Origin of the sequence: Candidatus Caldatribacterium sp. SIUC1 (genome assembly GCF_051549785.1) — a bacterium.
In the GTDB taxonomy this organism is placed as follows: domain Bacteria; phylum Atribacterota; class Atribacteria; order Atribacterales; family Caldatribacteriaceae; genus Caldatribacterium.
Window position 1 is genome coordinate 1,691,311 of record NZ_CP189974.1, and the last position, 20,759, is coordinate 1,712,069.

The 20,759-nt window shown below is 54.7% G+C and carries 19 protein-coding genes; all 19 read right to left on the bottom strand.

From position 1 onward, the window contains the following. Positions 1-2 precede the first annotated feature (2 nt). Positions 3-1,061: a M42 family metallopeptidase gene (locus ACP6EK_RS08845; RefSeq protein WP_438315480.1), complete on the bottom strand. Its 1,059-nt coding sequence runs from the start codon at positions 1,059-1,061 to the stop codon at positions 3-5. Continuing rightward, a complete protein-coding gene (gene lon / locus ACP6EK_RS08850; RefSeq protein WP_438315484.1) occupies positions 1,048-3,498 on the bottom strand; it encodes an endopeptidase La in 2,451 nt (816 codons plus the stop codon). The genes ACP6EK_RS08845 and lon overlap by 14 nt, the downstream gene beginning before the upstream one ends. A gap of 2 nt (positions 3,499-3,500) precedes the next feature. After that, positions 3,501-3,956 carry an Hsp20/alpha crystallin family protein gene (locus ACP6EK_RS08855; protein WP_438315487.1) on the bottom strand — a complete coding sequence of 152 codons (456 nt, stop codon included), beginning with the start codon at positions 3,954-3,956 and terminating at the stop codon, positions 3,501-3,503. After that, on the bottom strand, positions 3,956-5,485 hold the full coding sequence (locus tag ACP6EK_RS08860; protein WP_438315490.1) for a hypothetical protein: 1,530 nt from the start codon (positions 5,483-5,485) through the stop codon (positions 3,956-3,958). Before ACP6EK_RS08860 ends, ACP6EK_RS08855 begins: the two co-directional genes overlap by 1 nt. Before the next feature lie 3 nt (positions 5,486-5,488). Beyond that, complete coding sequence (locus tag ACP6EK_RS08865; protein ID WP_438315493.1) at positions 5,489-6,769, bottom strand: glucose-1-phosphate adenylyltransferase; 1,281 nt, start codon at positions 6,767-6,769, stop codon at positions 5,489-5,491. Then, positions 6,748-8,340 (bottom strand): glycoside hydrolase family 57 protein, encoded by a 1,593-nt coding sequence (locus ACP6EK_RS08870; RefSeq protein ID WP_438315495.1) that lies wholly within the window; start codon positions 8,338-8,340, stop codon positions 6,748-6,750. The genes ACP6EK_RS08865 and ACP6EK_RS08870 overlap by 22 nt, the downstream gene beginning before the upstream one ends. Positions 8,341-8,356: 16 nt before the next feature. Further along, on the bottom strand, positions 8,357-8,848 hold the full coding sequence (locus tag ACP6EK_RS08875) for a metallophosphoesterase family protein (RefSeq protein WP_438318971.1): 492 nt from the start codon (positions 8,846-8,848) through the stop codon (positions 8,357-8,359). Beyond that, on the bottom strand, positions 8,848-9,732 hold the full coding sequence (gene folD / locus ACP6EK_RS08880) for a bifunctional methylenetetrahydrofolate dehydrogenase/methenyltetrahydrofolate cyclohydrolase FolD (RefSeq protein ID WP_438315498.1): 885 nt from the start codon (positions 9,730-9,732) through the stop codon (positions 8,848-8,850). The genes ACP6EK_RS08875 and folD overlap by 1 nt, the downstream gene beginning before the upstream one ends. Beyond that, a complete protein-coding gene (locus tag ACP6EK_RS08885; protein ID WP_438315501.1) occupies positions 9,729-10,457 on the bottom strand; it encodes a phosphatase in 729 nt (242 codons plus the stop codon). Before ACP6EK_RS08885 ends, folD begins: the two co-directional genes overlap by 4 nt. A gap of 2 nt (positions 10,458-10,459) precedes the next feature. After that, entirely contained in the window at positions 10,460-11,635 is a 1,176-nt protein-coding gene (locus tag ACP6EK_RS08890; protein ID WP_438315504.1) for a hypothetical protein, read from the bottom strand. Continuing rightward, complete coding sequence (gene cimA / locus ACP6EK_RS08895; RefSeq protein ID WP_438315507.1) at positions 11,608-13,197, bottom strand: citramalate synthase; 1,590 nt, start codon at positions 13,195-13,197, stop codon at positions 11,608-11,610. Before cimA ends, ACP6EK_RS08890 begins: the two co-directional genes overlap by 28 nt. Before the next feature lie 12 nt (positions 13,198-13,209). After that, complete coding sequence (locus ACP6EK_RS08900) at positions 13,210-14,010, bottom strand: HAD-IIA family hydrolase (RefSeq protein ID WP_438315510.1); 801 nt, start codon at positions 14,008-14,010, stop codon at positions 13,210-13,212. A gap of 72 nt (positions 14,011-14,082) precedes the next feature. Further along, on the bottom strand, positions 14,083-14,541 hold the full coding sequence (gene rpiB, locus ACP6EK_RS08905; RefSeq protein ID WP_438315513.1) for a ribose 5-phosphate isomerase B: 459 nt from the start codon (positions 14,539-14,541) through the stop codon (positions 14,083-14,085). Between the two features lie 11 nt (positions 14,542-14,552). Further along, on the bottom strand, positions 14,553-15,527 hold the full coding sequence (locus tag ACP6EK_RS08910; RefSeq protein ID WP_438315515.1) for a sugar-binding transcriptional regulator: 975 nt from the start codon (positions 15,525-15,527) through the stop codon (positions 14,553-14,555). A 38-nt stretch (positions 15,528-15,565) separates the two neighbouring features. Beyond that, a complete protein-coding gene (locus ACP6EK_RS08915; RefSeq protein WP_438315518.1) occupies positions 15,566-16,483 on the bottom strand; it encodes a dihydrodipicolinate synthase family protein in 918 nt (305 codons plus the stop codon). 5 nt (positions 16,484-16,488) lie between these two features. Next, complete coding sequence (locus tag ACP6EK_RS08920) at positions 16,489-17,820, bottom strand: xylulokinase (RefSeq protein WP_438315521.1); 1,332 nt, start codon at positions 17,818-17,820, stop codon at positions 16,489-16,491. Positions 17,821-17,830: 10 nt separating this feature from the next. Next, positions 17,831-19,117 carry a TRAP transporter large permease gene (locus ACP6EK_RS08925; RefSeq protein ID WP_438315523.1) on the bottom strand — a complete coding sequence of 429 codons (1,287 nt, stop codon included), beginning with the start codon at positions 19,115-19,117 and terminating at the stop codon, positions 17,831-17,833. Beyond that, entirely contained in the window at positions 19,105-19,575 is a 471-nt protein-coding gene (locus tag ACP6EK_RS08930) for a TRAP transporter small permease (protein WP_438315526.1), read from the bottom strand. Before ACP6EK_RS08930 ends, ACP6EK_RS08925 begins: the two co-directional genes overlap by 13 nt. A gap of 121 nt (positions 19,576-19,696) precedes the next feature. Continuing rightward, positions 19,697-20,647 (bottom strand): TRAP transporter substrate-binding protein, encoded by a 951-nt coding sequence (locus ACP6EK_RS08935; RefSeq protein ID WP_438315529.1) that lies wholly within the window; start codon positions 20,645-20,647, stop codon positions 19,697-19,699. Positions 20,648-20,759: the final 112 nt, after the last annotated feature.

The following is a 20,759-nucleotide window of genomic DNA, read 5'->3' on the forward strand; positions in this document are numbered from 1 at the left end:
TCTCAGGGAATCCAGTCCTCGTCTCCACTCAGGCTCTCAAGGAAAAGCACAAGCAATCGCACGGCATTCTCCACATCTTCGGTGTCAATGACCTCCGAGGGGGTATGCATATACCGGTTGGGTATGCCGATGAGTCCCGTCACCACACCTTCTCTAGTCACCTGGATGGCGTTGGCGTCTGTCCCTGTCGCCTTCGACTCTGCCTGAACCTGATAGGGGATTCCATGGGTTCTGGCAATGTCCACAAAGCGCTGGAACACCTTGGGGTTGATATTGGGCCCCCGGGCAATGACCGGGCCTTTCCCCAAAGCTATGTCGCCAACTTTCCGCTTATCCACATCCGGACAATCGGAGGCAAACGTCACATCAACAGCGATGCCCACATGAGGTGCAATGCCAAAGGCACTCGTCCGCGCTCCCCGAAGACCCAGCTCTTCCTGAACGGTACTCACCCCATACACGGCGCAGTGGAGTTTTTCCCGGTTCACCCGGCGGAGCGTCTCCGCCACAACAAACACTCCTACCTTGTCGTCAAAACCCTTCCCTGCCACTCTCGTCCCGGAGAGGGGTCGAAAGCCCACATCAAAGGTGATCGGGTCTCCAATACTCACAAGCTGGAGAGCTTCTTCCCTGGTCTTCACCCCGATGTCAATCCACTGTTCCTCGATTTTCACCACTTTCTGGCGGTCCTTTTCCTCCATGAGGTGAATCGGCTTTTTCCCCACCACACCGGGAACAGGACCGGAACCCGTATGGATGAGCACCCTGGTCCCTGCGGTGACGTGAGGGTCCACACCACCCACGGCCGAAAAATGGATATACCCCTGGTCGTTCACGTACTCCACCATAAGCCCTACTTCATCGCAGTGTCCGGCAAGCATCACCCGGGGAGTTCTGTCAGGGTGGATAACCCCAAAAGCATTACCATGGACGTCTTTATACGTTCTATCGACCCTGTCCTGAATGCGCTCCAGAAAAATCCTCTGCACCTCCTCCTCAAAACCAGAAGGACTGGGGGTAGAGATGAGCTTTCGCAGAAAATCCAGGCTATCCGAGTCCATTGGTATTCCCCCTTTCAAGGGATATTTCCTCAAGGCTTCTGCCAAAAGCCAGCGCCAGGGCGTCATCAAGAGTTTCCACAAAGTGGAACCGCAATTCCCGCTTGACCTCCTCGGGAACCTCTTCGAGGTCTTTTTCGTTCTCCTTGGGGAGGATGACCGTCCCAATGCCTGCCCGGTATGCAGCCAGGACCTTCTCCTTAATCCCTCCCACGGGGAGAATCCGCCCCGTGAGCGTGACTTCCCCGGTCATAGCCAATCCCTGACAGGGAGGGGTTTTCGTCAATGCAGACACCAGGGAAACCGCCATGGTGATGCCGGCAGACGGTCCGTCTTTGGGGATTGCCCCTGCGGGAACGTGGATGTGAATGTCCTTCTTCTCGTAGAAGTCCTCGGGAATATGCCACTCCTTCGAGCGCTCTCGAATGCACGAGAGCACAATGCGGGCCGACTCCTGCATGATCTTCCCCATGTTTCCGGTAAGGATGAGATTCCCCTTCCCCGGGAGGGCAACCGTTTCCACAAAAAGGACTTCCCCACCAACCTCGGTCCACGCCAGACCCACAGCCACACCTATCCTTCCCTGAGGAGAGAACATGTCCCGAGAGTACCTTCGGGGTCCGAGGAATTCCCGAAGAAGCGGGATGTCAACCACAAAGGGACCCTGCTCTCCTGAGGCTATGCGCTTGGCCACCTTCCGGCACACCGAGGCAATGTTTCGCTCAAGCTGCCGTACCCCTGCCTCCCGTGTGTACTCCCGGACAATGGTGAGGATGGTCTCATCGGGGACATGCAGCAGGCCCTCTGGAACACCGTTCTCCCGGCACTGCTTCGGAATAAGGTAACGCCTGGCAATAACCAGCTTGTCCTGGTCCGTGTACCCCGAGAGGAAAATCAGTTCCATCCGGTCAAGAAGGGCCGGAGGAATAGTATCGACGACGTTAGCCGTGGCAATGAAAAGAACCCGGGAGAGGTTGAAGGGGACTCCAAGGTAATGGTCCACAAAGGCCTCATTCTGCTCGGGATCAAGAACCTCAAGGAGCGCTGCTGCTGGGTCTCCCCGAAAATCCGCACCAATCTTGTCAATCTCGTCGAGCATGAACACGGGGTTGTTCGTTCCTGCCCTGCGAAGACCCTGGATGATTCTCCCCGGCATTGCCCCAACGTAGGTACGCCGATGTCCCCGGATCTCGGCTTCATCCCGAACACCACCAAGGGAAATCCGTACGAACTTCCGCCCCAGGGACCGGGCAATGGACTTCCCGAGCGAAGTCTTCCCAACCCCGGGAGGACCCACAAAGCAGAGAATCGGACCCTTGAGGTCTTTCTTCAGCTGGCACACGGCGAGGTACTCAAGGATGCGCTCCTTGACCTTCTCAAGGTCATGGTGGTCCTCGTCGAGGATTTTCCGGGCAAGCTCCACGTCAAGGGTGTCCTCGGTGCTCCTACTCCAGGGGAGCTCGAGAATCCAGTCGATGTAGTTCCGGATAACCGGGTACTCGGGGGAGGTGGTAGGGATATGTGAGAGGCGGTCGAGCTCTTTTTCCACCTCTTCCTCCACTTCCGGGGCAAGACCCAAGGCTTTGATTTTTTCCCTGAGCCTGGTGATCTCGCTTCCCCGTTCATCGAGTTCCCCAAGTTCCCGCTGGATAGCTTTGAGCTGCTCCCGCAGGAAATACTCCCGCTGGGTCTTGGCCATCTCTTTCTGAATCTGAGCCTGAATTTTGCTCCCAATCTGGAGGATCTCGAGCTCCCGCGTCAGGTAGTAGGTAACCTTCTTCAACTTCTCCACGAGGTCAAAAGATGCAAGAACATCCTGTTTCCCGGCAACATCGAGGTTCAGGTTAAAAGCCACAAAATGGGCAAGACGCGCAGGTTCCTTGATGTTCATCGCCGCCACAAAGGCCTCTTTGGGCAGATACGGTGCAAGTTCAACAACCTTCTGGAAAAGGCTGAGAATATTGCGCTTCAGCGCCTCCACTTCGTCCGTGCGGATTTCCTCAGTGCGGATAACCTCAATGCGGGCAACAGGGTATGGTTCCCACCGCACCCACTCCTTGACCACAAACGTTGCCAGCCCAAAAACGAGAATCTGCACCGCCTCTTCAGGGAGCCGAAGCATGCGGGAGATTCTCCCCACGACTCCAACCTCGTAAAGGTCCTGCGGCTCAAGAGGTCTGTCCTCCGGTTTCTCCCGAAGGGCAACGACGCCGACGATTTTATCCTTGAGAACCGCTTCATGGACAAGGCGAACCCAGGTCTCCCCCTGAACCACCCAGGGGAAGGCAATCTCCGGGAAAAGCACGTTGTCCTCAAGGGGAAGGACGGGGATTTCTTCAGGAAATTCCCAGTCTCGCTTTTCGGAAGACGGCAGCATTCGTTCCAGAAGCCCTACTGGCTTCTCTTCCTCAAAAAGCGCAGGCCATTCCTCCGACCACATACTCATGCCCCCTCATCAATCGGCACCCGTCGTTCCCAGACGTGCTTTTTGGGGCACTCAATGACCAGAAACCCATTCCGGTATCTTGCCCGTACCGCCGTATCTTCGATGTCCTCTTCAAACTCGATTTCCCGGTAAAAAGGGCCAAAATGGATTTCCATGAGATAGTAATCCCGTTTCGGCGGAGAGGGGATTTCCCGACGTTCCCCCCGAACCACAAGCTTTTTCCCCTGGATAAAGATTTCTACCTCTTTCGGATCCACCCCGGCAAGTTCCACCACAACGAAAAAGGCAACATCGGTTTCAAAAACGTCACAGGCAGGGACCCAGGGTTCCTCAGCAAAAGGAGCAAAACTCGGTCTTTTGCCGGCAAGATGCTCCACAAACCTCTGCATTTCCCGCTGCATGGAGAAGAATTCTTCCCACAGAGAATCAAACTGCCCCATAGCCTCCTCCATCAAAAGACCACCAGAATGCGCTGGAGAGCGTACCTTGCTCCGCGAACCACCGGCTCGAACTCAATCCGAACGGTGTTTTTCCCCAGCTCAAGAAACGGTGCCAGAGAAACAATCTGAACTTCCAGGGGACCACCCCTGCCTCCTTGTACCGTTCCAGCAAAGCTCAACTTCCCGTTCACATACACCCTGAGGGTGCCCCTGTCCTCTGCCTTCCCCCACAGGCACAGTGCTCCTTCCTGAAGAGGCTGGGAGAGGAAAAACGTCCCTTCGACAAAACCACCTGCGGCCAAAAGCAGGGAGAATACAGGGTTTGGAGAGAATCCCTTCCCAACGTCTCCCTGATACACAAGGTTCTCAAGGTTGGTCTTTACCCTGCCGTTACTCACATCGAGGAAATAGAAACCCTCTCCCAGATAGATACCCACTCCACTTACCGTTCCACTCGCATATCCCTGGGAGGGAGAAAACCTCGCCGTTCCGTCGAAGAACACCTGGATTTCCACGCTCTCCTGCGCCTCCACCTGGGGAGCGAAAAAGCGATTTTTTGCCTTCCCTGAAGTATCTGTCACCGTCTCGTTCTGCTCGAAGCTCCCCATATTCGCCCTCCAGCGAAGGGTCTCCCCCTCAAGGGGTTTCCCCCGAACATCCTGAAGGACGGCTACAAAATCGATGACTTCACCTGAGCCCAGGTGGAAAGCCTTTGGCGACAACTCAAGGACAGTGAGCATGCGCTCTGCCCTCACGATAAGGCGCGCTTCTTCAAAGGACGATCCGTACACCATGTCTCCATCAAAACTCGCCCGAATCGTTACCTCCTGATCCTCTAGAAGCGCAGGAGCAGTATACCATACCTCCGAAAACCCCGAAGTGTTCGTGAAGGTCTGGTATCTCTCGAGCTTCCCTGCACTGACCTCCCACTGGATGCGACGATTCACCAGCGCATTGCCCACCTCATCCCCAAGGAACACCCTGAGCCTCACCCTTGCCCCCGGAGCCACCTCCTGGGGAACCCGGTCAAAACGGAGAAACGATGGTGCAAGGACACGCTCTTTTGTCACGGTAATAGCGCAGTGCTGCACATGGATGTCTTCTCCAAGGAGCGACCGCAGCTTCGTCGGTCGTCGCATGGCCTCAACAAGGAGCCGATCTGGTATCCTCTTTGGGGTCAGCACCATCAGGAATCGTTCCGTCCCCTCAGGACCCGTAACCGTTCCGTAAATCTTCTCCGAGGACCCCGCAACGAAAAATTCGTTGTTCCTCAGGATACGCGCTTCTCCCTGAGGGCTATAGTCGAAAACACTCACGTACCCATCCCTCTCGCTGGCAAGAGAAAGGACAATTGGATCCCCAGGTCTATAGAGACCAAAGTTCCCCCGGTCAGGCTCTATGCTCACGAAAGGAGAAGTCTCGACTTGGGGGATTTCTTCGAGCTCTGAGAGCGCAACGTCAAAAGTGAACGGTTCCCCCCAGGCAGAAGCCCAACGTAAAAGCCCCACAAACAGCACGAGATACCATCCCCAGTATCGCATACTTCAGTTCCCCCCGGATTCCCTCTCGATACTCTCTCCACTTGGCACCAGGGTATCCTGGAAATCCTCGTAATCGAGGTCGGGGCAGATACGGCAATTCCTGCCAATGAGAACCCCCGGAGGAATTCTCGTATTCTTCCCCACCACCGTGAGACCACTCTGGAGCATGTCGGGGAACTTTCGGTTTGGCGTCCAGTCCTCCCCATAGCCCACGACGGCCCTCTCCCCCACAACAACTGCCTTGTCCAGAATAGCCCGGTGCACCACTGCCCCTTCCTCAACCACCGTATCGCTCATGACCACCGAATCGCAGACCACCGCGCCCTTTTTGACACGAACACCGCTGAAAAGCACCGAATTGACAACTCTTCCCTCCACGATGGTGCCACTTCCCAGAATACTCCGTTCCACCGATGCATCGGCGCTCAGTTTCACCGGGGGTCTGTCCTCAACGGGGGTGTAAATCGGCCAGCGCTCATCATAAAGGTCCAGGGGAGGAGGACTTTCAAGGAGTTCCATATTTGCCTTCCAGTATGCATCAAGGGTTCCCACATCCTTCCAGTACCCCTCAAAGGGAAAGGCGAAAACCCTCCGCGTTTGCACCATACGGGGGATAACGTCTTTCCCAAAGTCGAAAGAGGTTCCCTCTCTCCTGGCCTCATACTCGACTTCTTCTTCGAGGACCTCAAGGGTAAAGACATAGATACCCATGTTGACGAGGTTACTCCTGGGGTACCTCGGTTTCTCCTCAAAATCGACAATCCTTCCCTCCTTATCGGCAAGCAGAACCCCAAAGCGATGGGCTTCTTCCCACGGCACGGCAATAACCGAAACCGTAAGATCCGCCCGTTTCTCCATATGGAAGCGAAGGAGTGGCCGGTAGTCCATCTTGTAAATGTGATCTCCGGAAAGAATGAGGACGAGTTGTGGCTTTTTCTCCCGTAAGAAGTCCAGATTCTGGTAGATGGCATCAGCAGTCCCGCGGTACCAGTCCGTCGCCGCATCGCTGATATAGGGCTGGAGGAGGAATATCCCCCCCTCCATACGGTCCAGGTTCCAGGGCTTCCCGATCCGGATGTGGTCATGGAGGGACCGGGGGTTGTACTGGGTGAGTACCCCCACGCAGTAAATACCGGAGTGAACGCAGTTGCTCAAACAGAAATCGATGATGCGGTACTTTCCCCCAAAGGGAACCGCGGGTTTGGCCCGTTTGGCCGAGAGGATGTCGAGTCTCCTCCCCTCGCCTCCGGCAAGAATCATGGCTACGACGTCCCTCTTGTACATTGCTCCTCACTCCCGCGGCCTGCACGCAAAAGGCTCCGTACCTCCTCAAGAAGGCCAAGGAAATACGCCACAAAGATGTTCTTCTGCGGAGAGGGGTGGTCCTCCCCCAGCCACCAGAACCAGTCACTCCCCTCAGCTTGGAGGATGAGCTCATAGGCTCTTTCCCGAACCGAGGGAGAGAGCCTGTCCTTCACCTCCTCAAACTCCTGTCGAACCTTAAAAAGCCGCTCCCAAGCCCAGTTTTTTTCTGGATGACCGATCCAGCTTGAGAAATTCCCAAAAATCCACGAACCCGGTAAAAGGCGTTCGAGCACCGACACTCCCTGGTGCTCCTGCAGATACTTAGAAGGCGTCGTCGTCACAAGCTCCCTTTCTTCGGAGAGTGCCTCGTAGAGTCCAGTCAAAAAGGGTAATCCATTATCTCTATAATACTCCCAGGCGTTCTCTCCATCAAGGATGACGTTCACCATGTAATCCCTGCCCTGAGGAAGGGACTCCCTGATACGCCAGAGTCTTCTGACGAAATCTGCCACTGCATCCTGGGGCGACAGGCGATGGTACTCAAAACCAATCGCATCGGAGAGCACTCGGTCCCGGAAAAGCACCACAATCTCCCGCCCGTTTTTCCTGAGACAGTGGGGACGATACAGCGCCTCCGGAGCCTTTCCGTCCTCACCGCGTCCCTGCTGCAGGGAGCGGAAAAGCACCTCTTCTCCGGTGGCCACCCACCGCACTCCCTCTTCCTGGGCCATCCAGAGGACCTCTTCACTCACCGACCCCTCTGAAGGCCACATACCGCAGAGTTCCTGCCCCCACACCTCCTTGGCGTATTCCCTGCCCCTTCGAATCTGTTCCCGGGCATCCTGGGGAAAGGCATAACGCACACCAGGCAGAGGAGCTGGTTCCCCAAAGCCCTGCGCCAGAGAGGTATCCACAAGGAGAGGGAGAACGGGATGGTAGAACGGAGAAAAAGTCACCTCGATCTGCCCCTCCGTTAAAAGCTTCCGGTACTGGGGCAAAATCCCGTGGAACACCTGCATGGTCATCTCAAAAACCAGGGTTTTGTCCTCTTCTCCGTAGTTTCGTCCCTTTTCGTGAAGCCTTCGCAAATCCCCGTCTTCCTGGAGGAGAAGAGGGTCAAACCATATGAGCTGGTACAGCACCTGGAGATCAAGGAAATCCTGAGAGGTAAAGGAAGAAAGGGCTTCAGACCTTCTCTCCCAGAGTTCTCTGTATCTCGGCCAGGAAGCAAAAACCAGAGGGGAAGATACCAGGAAAAAGAGGTCACAGATTTCTCGTTTCTCCTCCTCAGTGAGGGAAAGAACCGGTTTTTCGGCAAGCTCCATGACTCGATCTTTTTTCCCCGCAAGGTAGAGCTCGATTTGCTTCAGGAGTGAAGGAGTGAAGTTGAAGGTGACCTGGACGGAGGGGAAACGCTCCAGGAGTTTCCCTATGAACAGGTAATCCTTGGTCGCGTGGGTGCGAACCCAGGGGAGAATAAACCTCCCATTCCTTTCATCCCAGTACCAAGGCTGATGCATGTGCCAGAGGATATGGACGAAAAGTGACATTGCTTGTACCCTCCCATCACTCCAGAGCGACGATTTCGGCTCGAAGGATTCGTCCCCCCGCGATTTCCAAACGCCCCAGGGTCCGGCGGGGAGCAAAAACGGTGTCTGTCGGACTTCCCGGATTCACAAGGAGAAATGTCCTCTGCCACTCGAGTTTGGGGCGGTGAGAATGACCGTAAACAATGGCCTGAACGTCTTCCTGGGTAAATGCCTTTAAGGCCATTCTCTCGGCTTCCTCCGGAGACCCTCGCCCGTGGAGAAGACCAATCCGCACTCCTTCAAGTTCCACAACCCGTCTCTCGGGAAAGCGGGAGGCAACTCCGGGGGTATCCATGTTCCCACAAACGCCATAAACCGGAGCAATATGGGAGAGTTCCTCAATGACCCACCATTCGGTGACATCCCCAGCGTGGAGGATACAAGAAACCCCCTGGAGACGAGAAAGGAGGTTCTCGGGGAGTTCCCTCATTCGCTCAGGAATATGGGTATCCGAAAGAACAGCAACCATCACCGCTTTCCTTCACCTGCCTCAGCAAAGAACCGCTCTGCCGCCTTCACCGTGTTGGCCATGAGCATAGCCACCGTCATTGGGCCCACACCACCGGGGACCGGGGTGATGTACGACGCTTTCTCCGCCACGCTGTCAAAGTCCACGTCCCCCACGAGTTTCTCACCAACCCGGTTGATGCCAACGTCAATGACTACTGCCCCCTCCTTCACCATATCCCCCACGATGGCCCTGGGAGAACCACAGGCGGCAACGAGGATGTCCGCCCTTTTTGTGTGTTCAGCAAGGTCCGGAGTTCTCGTATGACATATGGAAACAGTGGCATTCGCTCCTTTTGCTTTCTGCACAAGCATCATGGCCAGGGGTTTCCCCACGATGTTGCTTCGCCCTACGATGACCACGTGTTTCCCCTCCACTTCGATGCCGGAACGCTTGAGGAGTTCCTGAATTCCCCAGGGCGTACAGGGAAGAAAAACTGGATCCCCGATCATGAGCCGACCGAGGTTGTAGGGGTGGAAACCATCGACATCCTTTTCCGGTGAAATACGGTAGAGAACATCCCGTTCTTCTATGTGCGGTGGAAGGGGAAGCTGGACGAGGATACCGTGAACCTCCGCATGGGTGTTCAGGGTATCGATAAGGGAGAGAAGCTCCCCGAGATCCGTCTTCTCAGGGAGATGGTACCTGAAAGAACGAATCCCGAGTTTCTCACAGGCCTTCTCTTTATTCCTAACGTAAACCTGGCTTGCGGGATTTTCCCCAACAAGGATTACCGCAAGGCCGGGCTGAAATCCCTGGGCTACAAGACTCGCCACTCGCGGACGGAGTTCCTCATAAATCTGCGCCGCTATTGCCTTCCCATCAATGAGCTGGGGAAACGTCACAGATTTCTCCTCCTTTGCGCTACTCTCCCAAAGAAGCCTTCAAGGTTCTCTAAGGACGCGTTCACGATTCGCTCTCTGGGGAAACCAACATCCTCGAGCAATCGCAGCGCCTCACTGAACTCCCCAACTTCCTCACAGAAATGCGCGTCGCTTGAAACCACCACCCATCCCCCACGGGATTTCACTTCCTGAGCAATGAGACGACAGTTTTCTTCACTCCCCTTTCGGCTCACCGAAAAGGAGCTATTGTTGATCTCGATCACCTTGCCAAGCTGCACAGCCCTGTCAACCACCTCCGCATAGTCCAGGGGATACCGGGGGTTTCCCGGATGAGCAACAATGTCCACCAGGGGATGTTCGAGGGCCCTGAGCAGGGCACGGGTATTGACCTCTCTGGATCCTCCCTGGAAGACCTGGGGATGCAGAGAGACAATCACGAAGTCCAAACGCCGGAGAATGCGCTCCGGAAGGTCGAGGTGTCCCTCCTCATCCACAATATCCACCTCTGCCCCAAAATACAGGCGAACTCCCAAAACCTCACGAGGGAAATGACCCCGTGCCTCAAAGTACAGAGGGGAAGGCCCTCCAGGCATGCTTGGGGTATGATCCGCAATGCCCAGCACCAGAAGTCCTTTTCGCTTCGCCACCTGAACGTTTTCCAGAATCGTGCTGTACCCATGGCCACTGGCAATGGTGTGCACATGGAGGTCGGCAACAATCTCCATCTCTACGCCTCCTGACACTGCCTCCTGAGACAGGATACAACGTGATGTTCAAATCGAACAAGGGGAGGTTCGGAAAAGATGTCAATCTCCCGGAGCCAAGCGCTGTAGCAGGCAAGGTACTGCACGAAGGCTATGTACTGCCCCAAAAAGAAAGGAGAGTACAGGGGGAGGCAGAGTTCCGCAAATGCCTCCCCCTGTTGCCGCAACATTCCCCTTTGGGCGACTATTGTGGCCTTCTCCAGATCCTCAAAAGAACACTCCCGCAGGAATTCCCAACCGGCGAAGATTTCTGAAGAGATGAGCTCACGGGGAATTCGAATCCTGAACCCCTCCCCCAAGGCCCTCAGGACAAGGATGGTAATACCCCGTCCCCAGACCTCTTCACCCTCGCTCCAGAAGGTTTGAGGACCACCAACCCGGAAGACCAGGGATCCCCCACAGCTTCGCTCAAGAAGGGGGAAAAAGGAGGACAGTATCTCCCCAAGAAGGGGTGGTTCAGCAACGATATGCACCCTGCCTTTCCCCTCCTGTTCTTTCTCCCGGAGAAAAAGCGCCAGCCGGAAGGCCTCCTCTCTGAGGGCTGCATACCCTTCCTGAAACCCTCGCTCAACCTCCTCTGGAGGCACGCCCCGCACACTCAGGGGGAGGTAAAGGAAAGCACTCCGTTGCCAGAAGGAAAAAGAGGGAACGTCAACAGGAAGAAAAGGGAAGAAGCATTCCCGCGCACACTCGGCAAAAGCCCCATGGGGTTCGCCCACAAGGATTTTCTTCCTCTCCGGAAGGGCAAAAAGGGCGAAAAGTCCCCAGAATTCTTCCGGTCGCCGGGCAAGGAAAAGGAAAGCGGTTTCAGAGGGAGGAAGAGCCTCGTAGAGCTCTTCCAGGAAGTCCCCATCCTGGCTGGAACAGAGGAAAACCATCCTTTCCCGAAAAAGGGGGTTTTTCATCAGAAAAGCCTGGAAAAACGCCAGCAACTCTCCCTGGGTGACCAGGACAATATAGCGGAAAACCTCAAGCGTGGCCCGGAAAAACTTCTGGATTGGAAGGAGCGGAACCTCCTGAGTCACAAAGGGAGGGAGAGGAAATTGCGAGAGCAGGGTCCGGACCTCCTTCCCTCCCTTCCAGTCCCTTCCCCCTTCCTGGATCCGGACGGTTATTTTTCTTTTCGAAGCTTTCTCCATAGCCCGTAGCGAACACTGTCAGCAAGTGCTTCCCAGCTTGCCTCGATGATGTTCGTTGAAACCCCTACCGTTCCCCACACGCGCTCTCCATCGGTGGACTGAATCAGCACCCTGATTTTGGCAGCCGTTCCTTCTTTTTCCGAGAGCACCCGCACCTTGTAGTCCGAAAGACGAATACGCTTCAGGGCAGGATAGAGTCTCTCGAGGGCCTTTCGCAGCGCATTATCCAGAGCGTGAACCGGTCCATCACCTTCTGCCACAGTATGGACGACATCCTCATCCACCCGAATTTTCACTGTGGCCTCGGTCACCGTGTTCTCTTCCCTCCGCTTTTCCACAATAACCCGGAAACTTTCAAGGTCGAAGAATTTGACCTTTTCACCAAGGGTCTCCCGGAGGAGAATCTCAAAGGAAGCGTCTGCCCCTTCAAACTGGTACCCGGAGTTTTCCGCCTCCTTGATTCTCTGAACGAGGGCGTCAACCCGGGGGTCTTTCGGGTCAAGGTCAACACCCATTTCCCTTGCCCGGTACACGATGTTGCTCTTTCCCGACTGATCTGAAACGAGGATCCTCCGCTGGTTCCCCACCGCCTCCGGAGATACGTGCTCATAGGTCGCGGGGTGACGCAAAATGGCACTGGCATGAATGCCACCCTTGTGGGTAAAAGCACTCCGTCCCACGTACGGCTGGTAATCGTCGTGGCGAAGGTTGGCAATTTCGCTCACAAAGTGGGAGAGCTCAAAGAGTTTCCGTATCCGGTCCTCGGGAATAGAGGCAACGCCCATCTTGAACCAGAGATTGGGAATGACCGTGCAGAGGTTCGCGTTGCCACAGCGTTCTCCGTACCCGTTGACGGTTCCCTGAACCTGGACCGCTCCCATGCGTACCGCTGCGATGCTGTTGGCCACCGCCACACCGCTGTCGTTGTGCGCATGGATACCCAGGGGAACATCCATTCCCAGACGTTCCCGCACCACCTTCATGATCTCCTCAACCTCGTGGGGCAGGGTGCCTCCGTTGGTATCACAGAGCACAAGAATCTGGGCTCCTGCCTCCCAGGCCACCTGAAGGGTTTTCAGGGCGTATTCGGGGTCAGCCTTGTACCCGTCGAAGAAGTGTTCTGCATCGTAAATAACCTCTCGCCCCTGTTTACGAAGGTACGATACGGAATCCTCAATCATGCGGAGATTCTCGTCAAGCGTCGTTTTCAGGGCCTCGGTCACATGGAGCGTCCAGGATTTCCCGAAAATGGTGATGACCGGTGCCTCTGACTCCAAAAGCAGGCGAATGTTCCGGTCTTCTTCAACCGCACTGTCTGCCCGCCGGGTACTCCCGAAAGCACAGATTTTTGCGTGCTTCAGAGGGAGTTTCCGGACTTCTCTGAAAAAGGCAACATCTTTAGGGTTGGCTCCTGGCCATCCACCCTCGATGTAGTGGAATCCCATTTCATCGAGTTTTTCCGTAATGCGGAGCTTGTCCTGGAGCGAAAAATTCACTCCTTCCATCTGAGCACCGTCACGCAAGGTGGTATCGTAGATTTCCACCTGGGGTTTTCCTTCCATGGCCTTCACTCCTCAGAGAAATTCTCGAAGCTCCTGGAGGGTGTGCACCACTATGTCCGGTTGTACAGGAGAAGACAACACCTCTTCACGCTTCGCAACGCCTGTCAAAACAAGGATGGTCAGCACACCACAATTCTTACCCAAAAGGACATCAGTGTCAATACGATCCCCGATAATGGCCGTTTCCTCTCGCCTGAAACGCAGAGTCTCAAGGAGGAAAAGGAGGATATCGGGAGAGGGTTTACCGATGATTCGAGCACGCTGGCCTGAGGCTCGCTCAAGACTGGCAATAATGGCTCCTGCTCCGGGGATCACTCCCGAATCCGTCGGATAGGTGGGATCGGGGTTTGTGCCTACAAGTTGCGCCCCCTTGAGGAGAAAGTCAAGACCGGTCTTCATCTTCTGGAAGGTGAAGCGCCGATCAAGACCAACGACGACGAAGTCCGCACCCCCCGGGGAAAAACGGGGAAGAAGCTTCAAACCTGCCCGTCTGAGCTCTTCTTTCAGGCCCTCCTCCCCTATGGCGTACACCCTCCCCCCTGGCTTTTCTCTTTGCAGGTACCCTGCGGTGACGAAGGCGGAGGTAAAAATCTCTTCAACCTCTGCCTCAACCCCCATGGTATTGAGTTTCGCTGCGTAACCCTCGCGGGGGAGGAAAGTGTTGTTGGAGAGGAAGGCTATCCGGAATCCCCTCGAGCGGGCAAAGCGCAAAAAGTCCACGTTTTCCCGAATGGGGGTATGCAGGAGATACACCACGCCATCGAGGTCAACGACGAAATTCCTGATGTTCTGCAGGATCGCCCGATGGTTCAAATGCATCGCCCCCGTTACCCTCAAAGAGGTTTTCTTGAAGATAGAACACAGGGGGCGAAAAATCAAGAAGGATCAGAGTTCTCCTCTGAGGTACTGTCGCTCAATGGCTCGAATCTTCTCAACTTTTGGGGCTGAACGCCCTCCCTGGAACTCGCTTTCGAGAAAGGCCCGAACAAGCATTTTGGCAAGTTCCGGTCCCACGATGTGCCTCCCCAGGGTGAGCACATTGGCGTTGTTGCTCTTTTTTGCTCGCTCGGCCGAATAAATGTCGTGAGCGCAGGCCGCGTAAATTCCAGGAATCTTGTTGGCCACCATCGCCATACCAATCCCCGTACCACACACCAGAATCCCACAGGTGTACTTCCCTTCCCTAATTCCAAGGCAAGCCTGAAGGGCAATATCAGGATAATCGACAACCTCGTCCTCAGAGAAAACCCCAAGGTCCTCAAAGGCAAAGCCCTCTTCCCGCAGGTAATCGGCAATGACCTTCTTCAGAGGGAAACCAAAATGGTCTGAAGCAAGAACAAGCATACTGCCACCCCCTACTTTTCTTTCGCCGTGCTGAGGAGCCACCGACCCACCTGGGCATCGGTCACGAGATCCGTCAACCACTTCCCCCGAAGGGCACCGAGAATGGCCTCTTTCTTCTCCATCCCTCCGGCAATGCCGATCACCCGCGAGCCCCTCTCCCGAATACGCTTCACATCAGCTGCGATTCGCTTTTTGTCGAGGTCGCACGCAATAACCTCTCCGTCGATATTGAAAAAGGTTCCGCAAATTGCCCCTACAGCTCCTCTCCGCACAAGTTCCTCTATTTCTCGTTCCTCGAAATTCCCGGTTTCGATAAGCAGACTTGTTTCTCTTCTCATGCCTCCTATGCCCACCAGAGCCACATCCACCTCTTCAGCCATTCTCAGGACTTCCTGAACCTCCTTTTCACTCAGAAAAGCGTCCCGTGTTTCCGGGCTTTTGGCAAACGCAGGAGCAAAGAGGTACACCGGTTCTCCTCCCAGCCGGCTGGCGAACTCCTTCACCAGTTCGATAGCCACCGTCTTCCACCGCCTTCCACCGTAACCACCCATCATCTGCACAACCCGTATCCCATGGAGGTCCAGGCGGGGGAGGTACTCAAGGACACTGTGGAGCGTTCTCCCATAGGCAACACCGACACTGGTGTACGGAACGAGGTTATCCCGCAGAAAGGAAGCCGCTGCCTGAGCCACAGCTTTCACAACTCCTTCGGGAGTTCCACTGTATGTCCGGACAACCACGGCATTCCGGAGGTCGAAATGTTCTGCCAGCGACTGGGAGAGCTCGGCATCGACTTCTCCACTTCTCCGAATGCGAATCTCCACAATACCGATCTCCCGGGCCCGCTTCAGCATACGGTAGACCTTCTGCGGAGAAACCCCAAGAAGCTCGGCAATCTTCCTCTGGTTGAGGTCCTCAAGGTAATAGAGTTCGGCGACCTTTGCCAGGCGCTCAAAATCCTCCTCTCTCGCTACCCTGGGCGACAAAGGCTTTCCCCCTTTCGACCCCTTTCCTCGTCGCTATTTTATTGACTTCTTGAAAAAGTGGCAAGGAGCTCCTGAATGTCCTTCCCGAGAGCCTCTTTCTCCCTCTCACTAAGAGGCTTCAGGGGTTTCCTGGGAAAGCCACCCTCAAAGCCAAAGAGGTCCATGGCAGCCTTCACACCGCTTACGCCGTACCTTCCGGAGACGAGGCTGTTGAGCCGAGCGACGAAGCGGTGGAGGGGAAGGCCACGCTCGAGGTCCTTTTGAAGCCCAAGCTCCACAAGGTCGCAACAGAGGTCAGGGAAGACGTTGGCCAGAGACAGCACTCCTCCGACAGCCCCCACAAGGAGGGCTGGGAAGACGAAGTCGGCAGACCCGGCGAGGACGAAGAACTCCTTCCCCTCTGAGGCAGCGATGTAGGCGTCGTAGTTCCCCTTTGAGGTGTCCTTGAGGCCGAGGATCTTGGGGTGCTCGCTCACCCGGGCGATGAGGGTAGGAGAGAGGCAGAGGTTGTTGGCCACCGCCGGATTGTTGTAGAGGAGGACTGGTTTTCCTACTGCTTCAGCGACCTCGGTGAAGTACTCGTAGAGGGCGTCATCGGTCATTCTTCTTGCGAAGAAGGAGGGGGGCATGAGGCTCACGAAGTCCACCCCGAGACGATCAAGGTCCTGGGCGAGTTTCTTCGATTCAAAGGTGGATTCGCAGCTTGCTCCGCCAATGAGGACCTTGTCGCCTTTCACCTCAAGGACCGCTTCGATGACTCTGAGCTTCTCTTCATACGTGAGGCTCCGGAACTCCCCGTTCGTCCCCAGGGCGAAGTACCCCCGAAGCCGGGTCTTCGAGAGCTTCTCAACATTCCGTTTCAACGCCTCAAAGTCGATGGCGCCATCTCCTCTAAAGGGGGTCACGATGGGGGCAAAGACCCCGGTGAGCTTTTGTCTTGTGTTTTCAGGTTCCATGGGACTCACCTTCCCTGGTGAAGGAATCGCCTGGCTATTTCCAGACACCCAAGGATGGAACAGTTCTCCCTGAGCTCTATTTTGAAATCTTGGAAGACGCGCCGTTTGTACTCAAGAAGCGCCGAACCAGCTCCACCCGTGACGACCATGGTGGGACGCAACGTAAGGCGCTCGGACACCATATCAAGGGTCCTCCGCATTCTCCCCACAATGCCCTCGACCAGAGCCCTCAAGCACTCCTCTCTCGTGGTGTCCAGGGTGAGACCCGAAAAGGAAGCTTTTTTCTGGATGAGACTCGTCCTGTCTCCTGTAAGATACGGCACGCACCTCACCTTTCCTCGCTTTTTCCCTCCAAGAACTCCTGCCAGATAAGCATGGTAGAACGTATCCGGTGGCAACTCTCTGCAGAACTGGGAGCGGAACCACTCCAGAGCAAACCCCCCAATCACAATGTCGTACATGAGCCACCTTCCGGGAAAGGGGTGGGTTCGCAGGTAGTACCGTTCGTCTGGAAGGGGATGATCCAGGCATATGACGAGGATTTCCGAGCTCCCCGAAATGTTGAGCACCTGCCCGTGTTCAAAAAGCCCTGCCCCCAAAGCAGCGGCGGAGGTGTCGTTGGATCCCACAAGCACAGGAACACCGGAGGGTAAACCCGTTACCCGGGAAGCTTCTTCGGTGATTCTCCCTGCAACCTCAAAGGAGGGCACAACCGGAGGGAGCTTGTCAAGGGGAATGCCAAGGTCGCGGGCAAGGTCTTTACTCCAATCTGAAGCAGCAACGGTGTTGTAAAGCCCTGTGACCGAAGCATTGGTGGGATCGATAATCCAACGATTCACGAGCTTTTTGAGAAGGAAGGTATTCAGATGTCCAAGAACTGCAGCCCTTGCGAAGACCTCCGGCCTTTCTTCCTTGAGCCAGAGCATACTGGTCAGAGAGATTCCTCCCGGATACGGGATGTTCCCGGCCACTTGAAGAAATCGCTCTTTCCCTATTACTCGCACCGCTTTCCTTGCCTGTTTGATGCTCCTTCTGTCCCAGTGGATGATAGCAGGAAAGAGAGGAGTACCCTCGGCATCCATGGCGATAAGTGCCGGGCTGAACACGCAAGGAACGACAAGTTCAACTTTCCGGGCGTATCCCTTTTCTTCGAGGTTGCGGGTCACTTTAAGGAAAGCCTGCCACACCAGGTCGGGGTGAATCTGCACGCTCAGGCCATCCGCTTCGTAATTGTACTCCACTCTGTCCTGGGTGACGGCAATAAAGTTCTCATCAAAAAGGACACTTTTGAGAGAAGAAGTGCCCGCATCAACAGCCAGAATATAACCCCGATTCATGGAATCCCCCTTACTTCGACCCAAAAGCCAGGTTGGGCAGGAACGTCACCAAGGAAGGGAAAACAGTGATGAGCGCAAGTACAACGAGGATGGGAACCAAGAAGGGTAACGAAGCCCGGGCAATACGTAGCGGTGAAAGCCCAGAAACTCTACTGAGAATGAAAAGGCTCATCCCGAAAGGCGGTGTTAAAAGTCCGATCATGAGATTCAGCACCATGACGAGGCCGAAATGTACTGGGTCGATCCCCACTTTTGTGATGAGTGGAACAAGTACCGGAACCAGAATTGATATTGCGGCAATAGTTTCCATAAAACAGCCGATGGCAAGGAGGAAGAGGTTCAGCAGAAGAAGAACCACTAAGGGACTGGCACTTATACTCGTTATGGCCTCTGCCAGAACAATCGGTGCTCTTCCACGGATGAGAACCCAACCGTAAAAAGTGGCACAGGCAACGATGAAAGTGATCGTGGCAGTCTCAACCGCGGTTTCTTTGAGAATTCTCCAGAGCTTTCGCAGAGAAAGTTCACGGTACACAAAAAAGCTCAGCACAAAGGCGTAGGTAGCCGCAATAGCAGCAGCCTCGGTAGCAGTGAAAATGCCACTGAGCATGCCAAGGATCAGGATAAAAGGGGTAAGTCCTGGAGCCAAGGCCTCCTTAAAGGCTTTTAAGAGCTCCCCCATGGGTGGCTTTTTGTCGCGGGGATATTTCTTGCCATAAAAGGCGGTCATGATCATGAGAGCAGCTCCAACAAGGATACCAGGGATAATACCCCCAATAAGCAGCCGTCCAATAGAAGCGCTGGCTAAGATTCCATACACCACAAGTGGAACACTTGGAGGAATAATGGGACCTACAGTGGCTGAAGCCCCGGTGATAGCACAGCTAAACTCGTCATCGTAACCGGCCTCCCGCATCGCCTTGAGTTCCACAACTCCCAGACCTGCAGTGTCAGCCGTAGCAAGACCACTCATTCCGGCAAAAATCATGCTCGCCAGGATGTTAACCTGACCAAGCCCGCCGCTCCAGTGCCCTACAAGCATGCGAGCAAAGCGAAAAATCCTCTGGGTAATACCCCCAGCGTTCATAAGCTTTCCGGTAAGAAGAAAAAGCGGGATGGCCAGCAGCACAAAGCTATTGACACCATACAGCACCCTTTGGGCTACAACCCCAAGGGGAATAGCATTCCCCCACATAAGGAACATCGAGACCAGCCCAGCTATACCAAGGGCAAAAGCTACTGGCAGACCGGTCAGGAAAAGGAGGATGAGAAAACCCACAAAAATTACGAGTTCCACTGTTCGCCACCCCCATCGGCACACCTTGGCAACTCTTGCGCAGAGTGCAGGACTTCCCTGCTCCACAGGAAGAGCGCAACAATCATGAGCAAACTTCCTACAAAGGAGATGATGTAGAGATGTCCCATTCTGAGCCAGCCAATGGAACCCACCGGGCTTCTCCACATTTGCCTGGCCATGACGGAGCTCCCATAGAGGACAATACTCAGAAAGGCGAGCATGACCGGAACAAAGGCAGTGTAGAACACCCGCTGGGCACGGGGCGACATTCTCTCTAAGAAAGTGGAAACACAGATGTGGTCCCCCTTTCGAAGGGCCACCGTCGCTCCCAGGAAGGTGATGAACATAAGAGTGTACCTTGCAGCCTCTTCGGTCCAGGGCACGGAGAACGGCAAAACGTAGCGGATCAGAACCTGGGCTACAACAAGGAACAACATCACCATAAAAGCCAGGGCCACCACAACCTCCAGAATCCTCGAAAATACACACGGTTGACGACTCTTCAAAGTTTTCCACCCCCATGTTCACACCTGCCTCTGGTTAGGGCCAGAGGCAGGTGTGCCCTTGAAACACCCTCAATCAATAAGAGAGAACTTCTTCCCAGGTCGTTACTGTCCACTGAGTTTTAAAGAGCTCTTCAACTACAGGCTTTGCCTTTGTCCGGAAGGCCTCCACATCAGGTACAATAATTTCCATACCTTTGTTCTCAAGTTCCTTAATGATTTCCTGTTCCCTTTCCACGATTTGTTGTGCAGCCCACTCAGTAGCTTCCTTGCCTGCACGAAGAATAGCTTCTTGGTGTTCCTTGCTCAGCTTGTCGAAAAAGGTTTTGTTGATCGAAAGATACCCAGTTTGTACCAAGTGCCCGGTGAGACTCAGGTACTTCTGAACTTCGTAGAGATGGAAAGAGAGAATTTGAGGGGGATCGCCTTCTGAAGCATCGGCAACACCAGTCTGGAGCGCCGTGAAAAGCTCAGTAAGAGGCACAGGAACAGTGTGAGCTCCCAGAGCCTGCCATACTTTAATCCAGGTCGGAAGCTGTGGCAAGCGAAGCTTGATCCCCTTGAGATCCTCGGGAGTCCGGATGGGCTTGTTCGAGGTGAAGTGTCGTACTCCCCGATAGACGACCCCAAGAATCATGGTGTTTCCATTTTTCAGGATCTCTTCTCTGGCTTTCTCTCCTAGGGGACCATTCCAGACTCTGAGGAAGTGGTTCCAGTCCTTCATGACAAAGGGCGAGTCAAAAAAGTAATACCGGGGAGCGAAGATCTGGATAATGTTTCCACCGCCTGTATTCATTTCGAGGGCTCCAACAGAAACCGCTTCTACGATTTCTTCTTCAGAACCCATCACGCCGCCAAAGAACGTCTGAACTTCAATCTCTCCATTACTGTATTGTTCAACCAGCTCTTTAAACTTCTCCCCCGCCTGGCAGAGAATATGTTTTGGGTCAAATGCACTGGCAAGACGGATAGTTACCTTTGCCGCATAGGCAGTTCCAAAAAGCAGCATCCCCACAACCACAACCACAAGACAACTGCTGACTTTTAGCCGTTTCACTCCAGATCATCCTCCTCCCTAGAGAGTTGTGCAGTCCGCCTATACGAGAGTAGAGAGAACCCGAGAAAACTTACACCTTTTG

Coding starts and splice junctions, on each gene's coding strand:
- ACP6EK_RS08920 (WP_438315521.1), bottom strand. CDS start 17,820: ATGAATCGGGGTTATATTCTGGCTGTTGATGCGGGCACTTCTTCTCTC.
- lon (WP_438315484.1), bottom strand. CDS start 3,498: ATGTGGTCGGAGGAATGGCCTGCGCTTTTTGAGGAAGAGAAGCCAGTA.
- ACP6EK_RS08870 (WP_438315495.1), bottom strand. CDS start 8,340: ATGTCACTTTTCGTCCATATCCTCTGGCACATGCATCAGCCTTGGTAC.
- cimA (WP_438315507.1), bottom strand. CDS start 13,197: ATGGAAGGAAAACCCCAGGTGGAAATCTACGATACCACCTTGCGTGAC.
- ACP6EK_RS08860 (WP_438315490.1), bottom strand. CDS start 5,485: ATGCGATACTGGGGATGGTATCTCGTGCTGTTTGTGGGGCTTTTACGT.
- rpiB (WP_438315513.1), bottom strand. CDS start 14,541: ATGCTTGTTCTTGCTTCAGACCATTTTGGTTTCCCTCTGAAGAAGGTC.
- ACP6EK_RS08875 (WP_438318971.1), bottom strand. CDS start 8,848: ATGGTTGCTGTTCTTTCGGATACCCATATTCCTGAGCGAATGAGGGAA.
- ACP6EK_RS08885 (WP_438315501.1), bottom strand. CDS start 10,457: ATGGAGATTGTTGCCGACCTCCATGTGCACACCATTGCCAGTGGCCAT.
- ACP6EK_RS08855 (WP_438315487.1), bottom strand. CDS start 3,956: ATGGAGGAGGCTATGGGGCAGTTTGATTCTCTGTGGGAAGAATTCTTC.
- ACP6EK_RS08845 (WP_438315480.1), bottom strand. CDS start 1,061: ATGGACTCGGATAGCCTGGATTTTCTGCGAAAGCTCATCTCTACCCCC.
- ACP6EK_RS08890 (WP_438315504.1), bottom strand. CDS start 11,635: ATGGAGAAAGCTTCGAAAAGAAAAATAACCGTCCGGATCCAGGAAGGG.
- ACP6EK_RS08915 (WP_438315518.1), bottom strand. CDS start 16,483: ATGGAACCTGAAAACACAAGACAAAAGCTCACCGGGGTCTTTGCCCCC.
- ACP6EK_RS08865 (WP_438315493.1), bottom strand. CDS start 6,769: ATGTACAAGAGGGACGTCGTAGCCATGATTCTTGCCGGAGGCGAGGGG.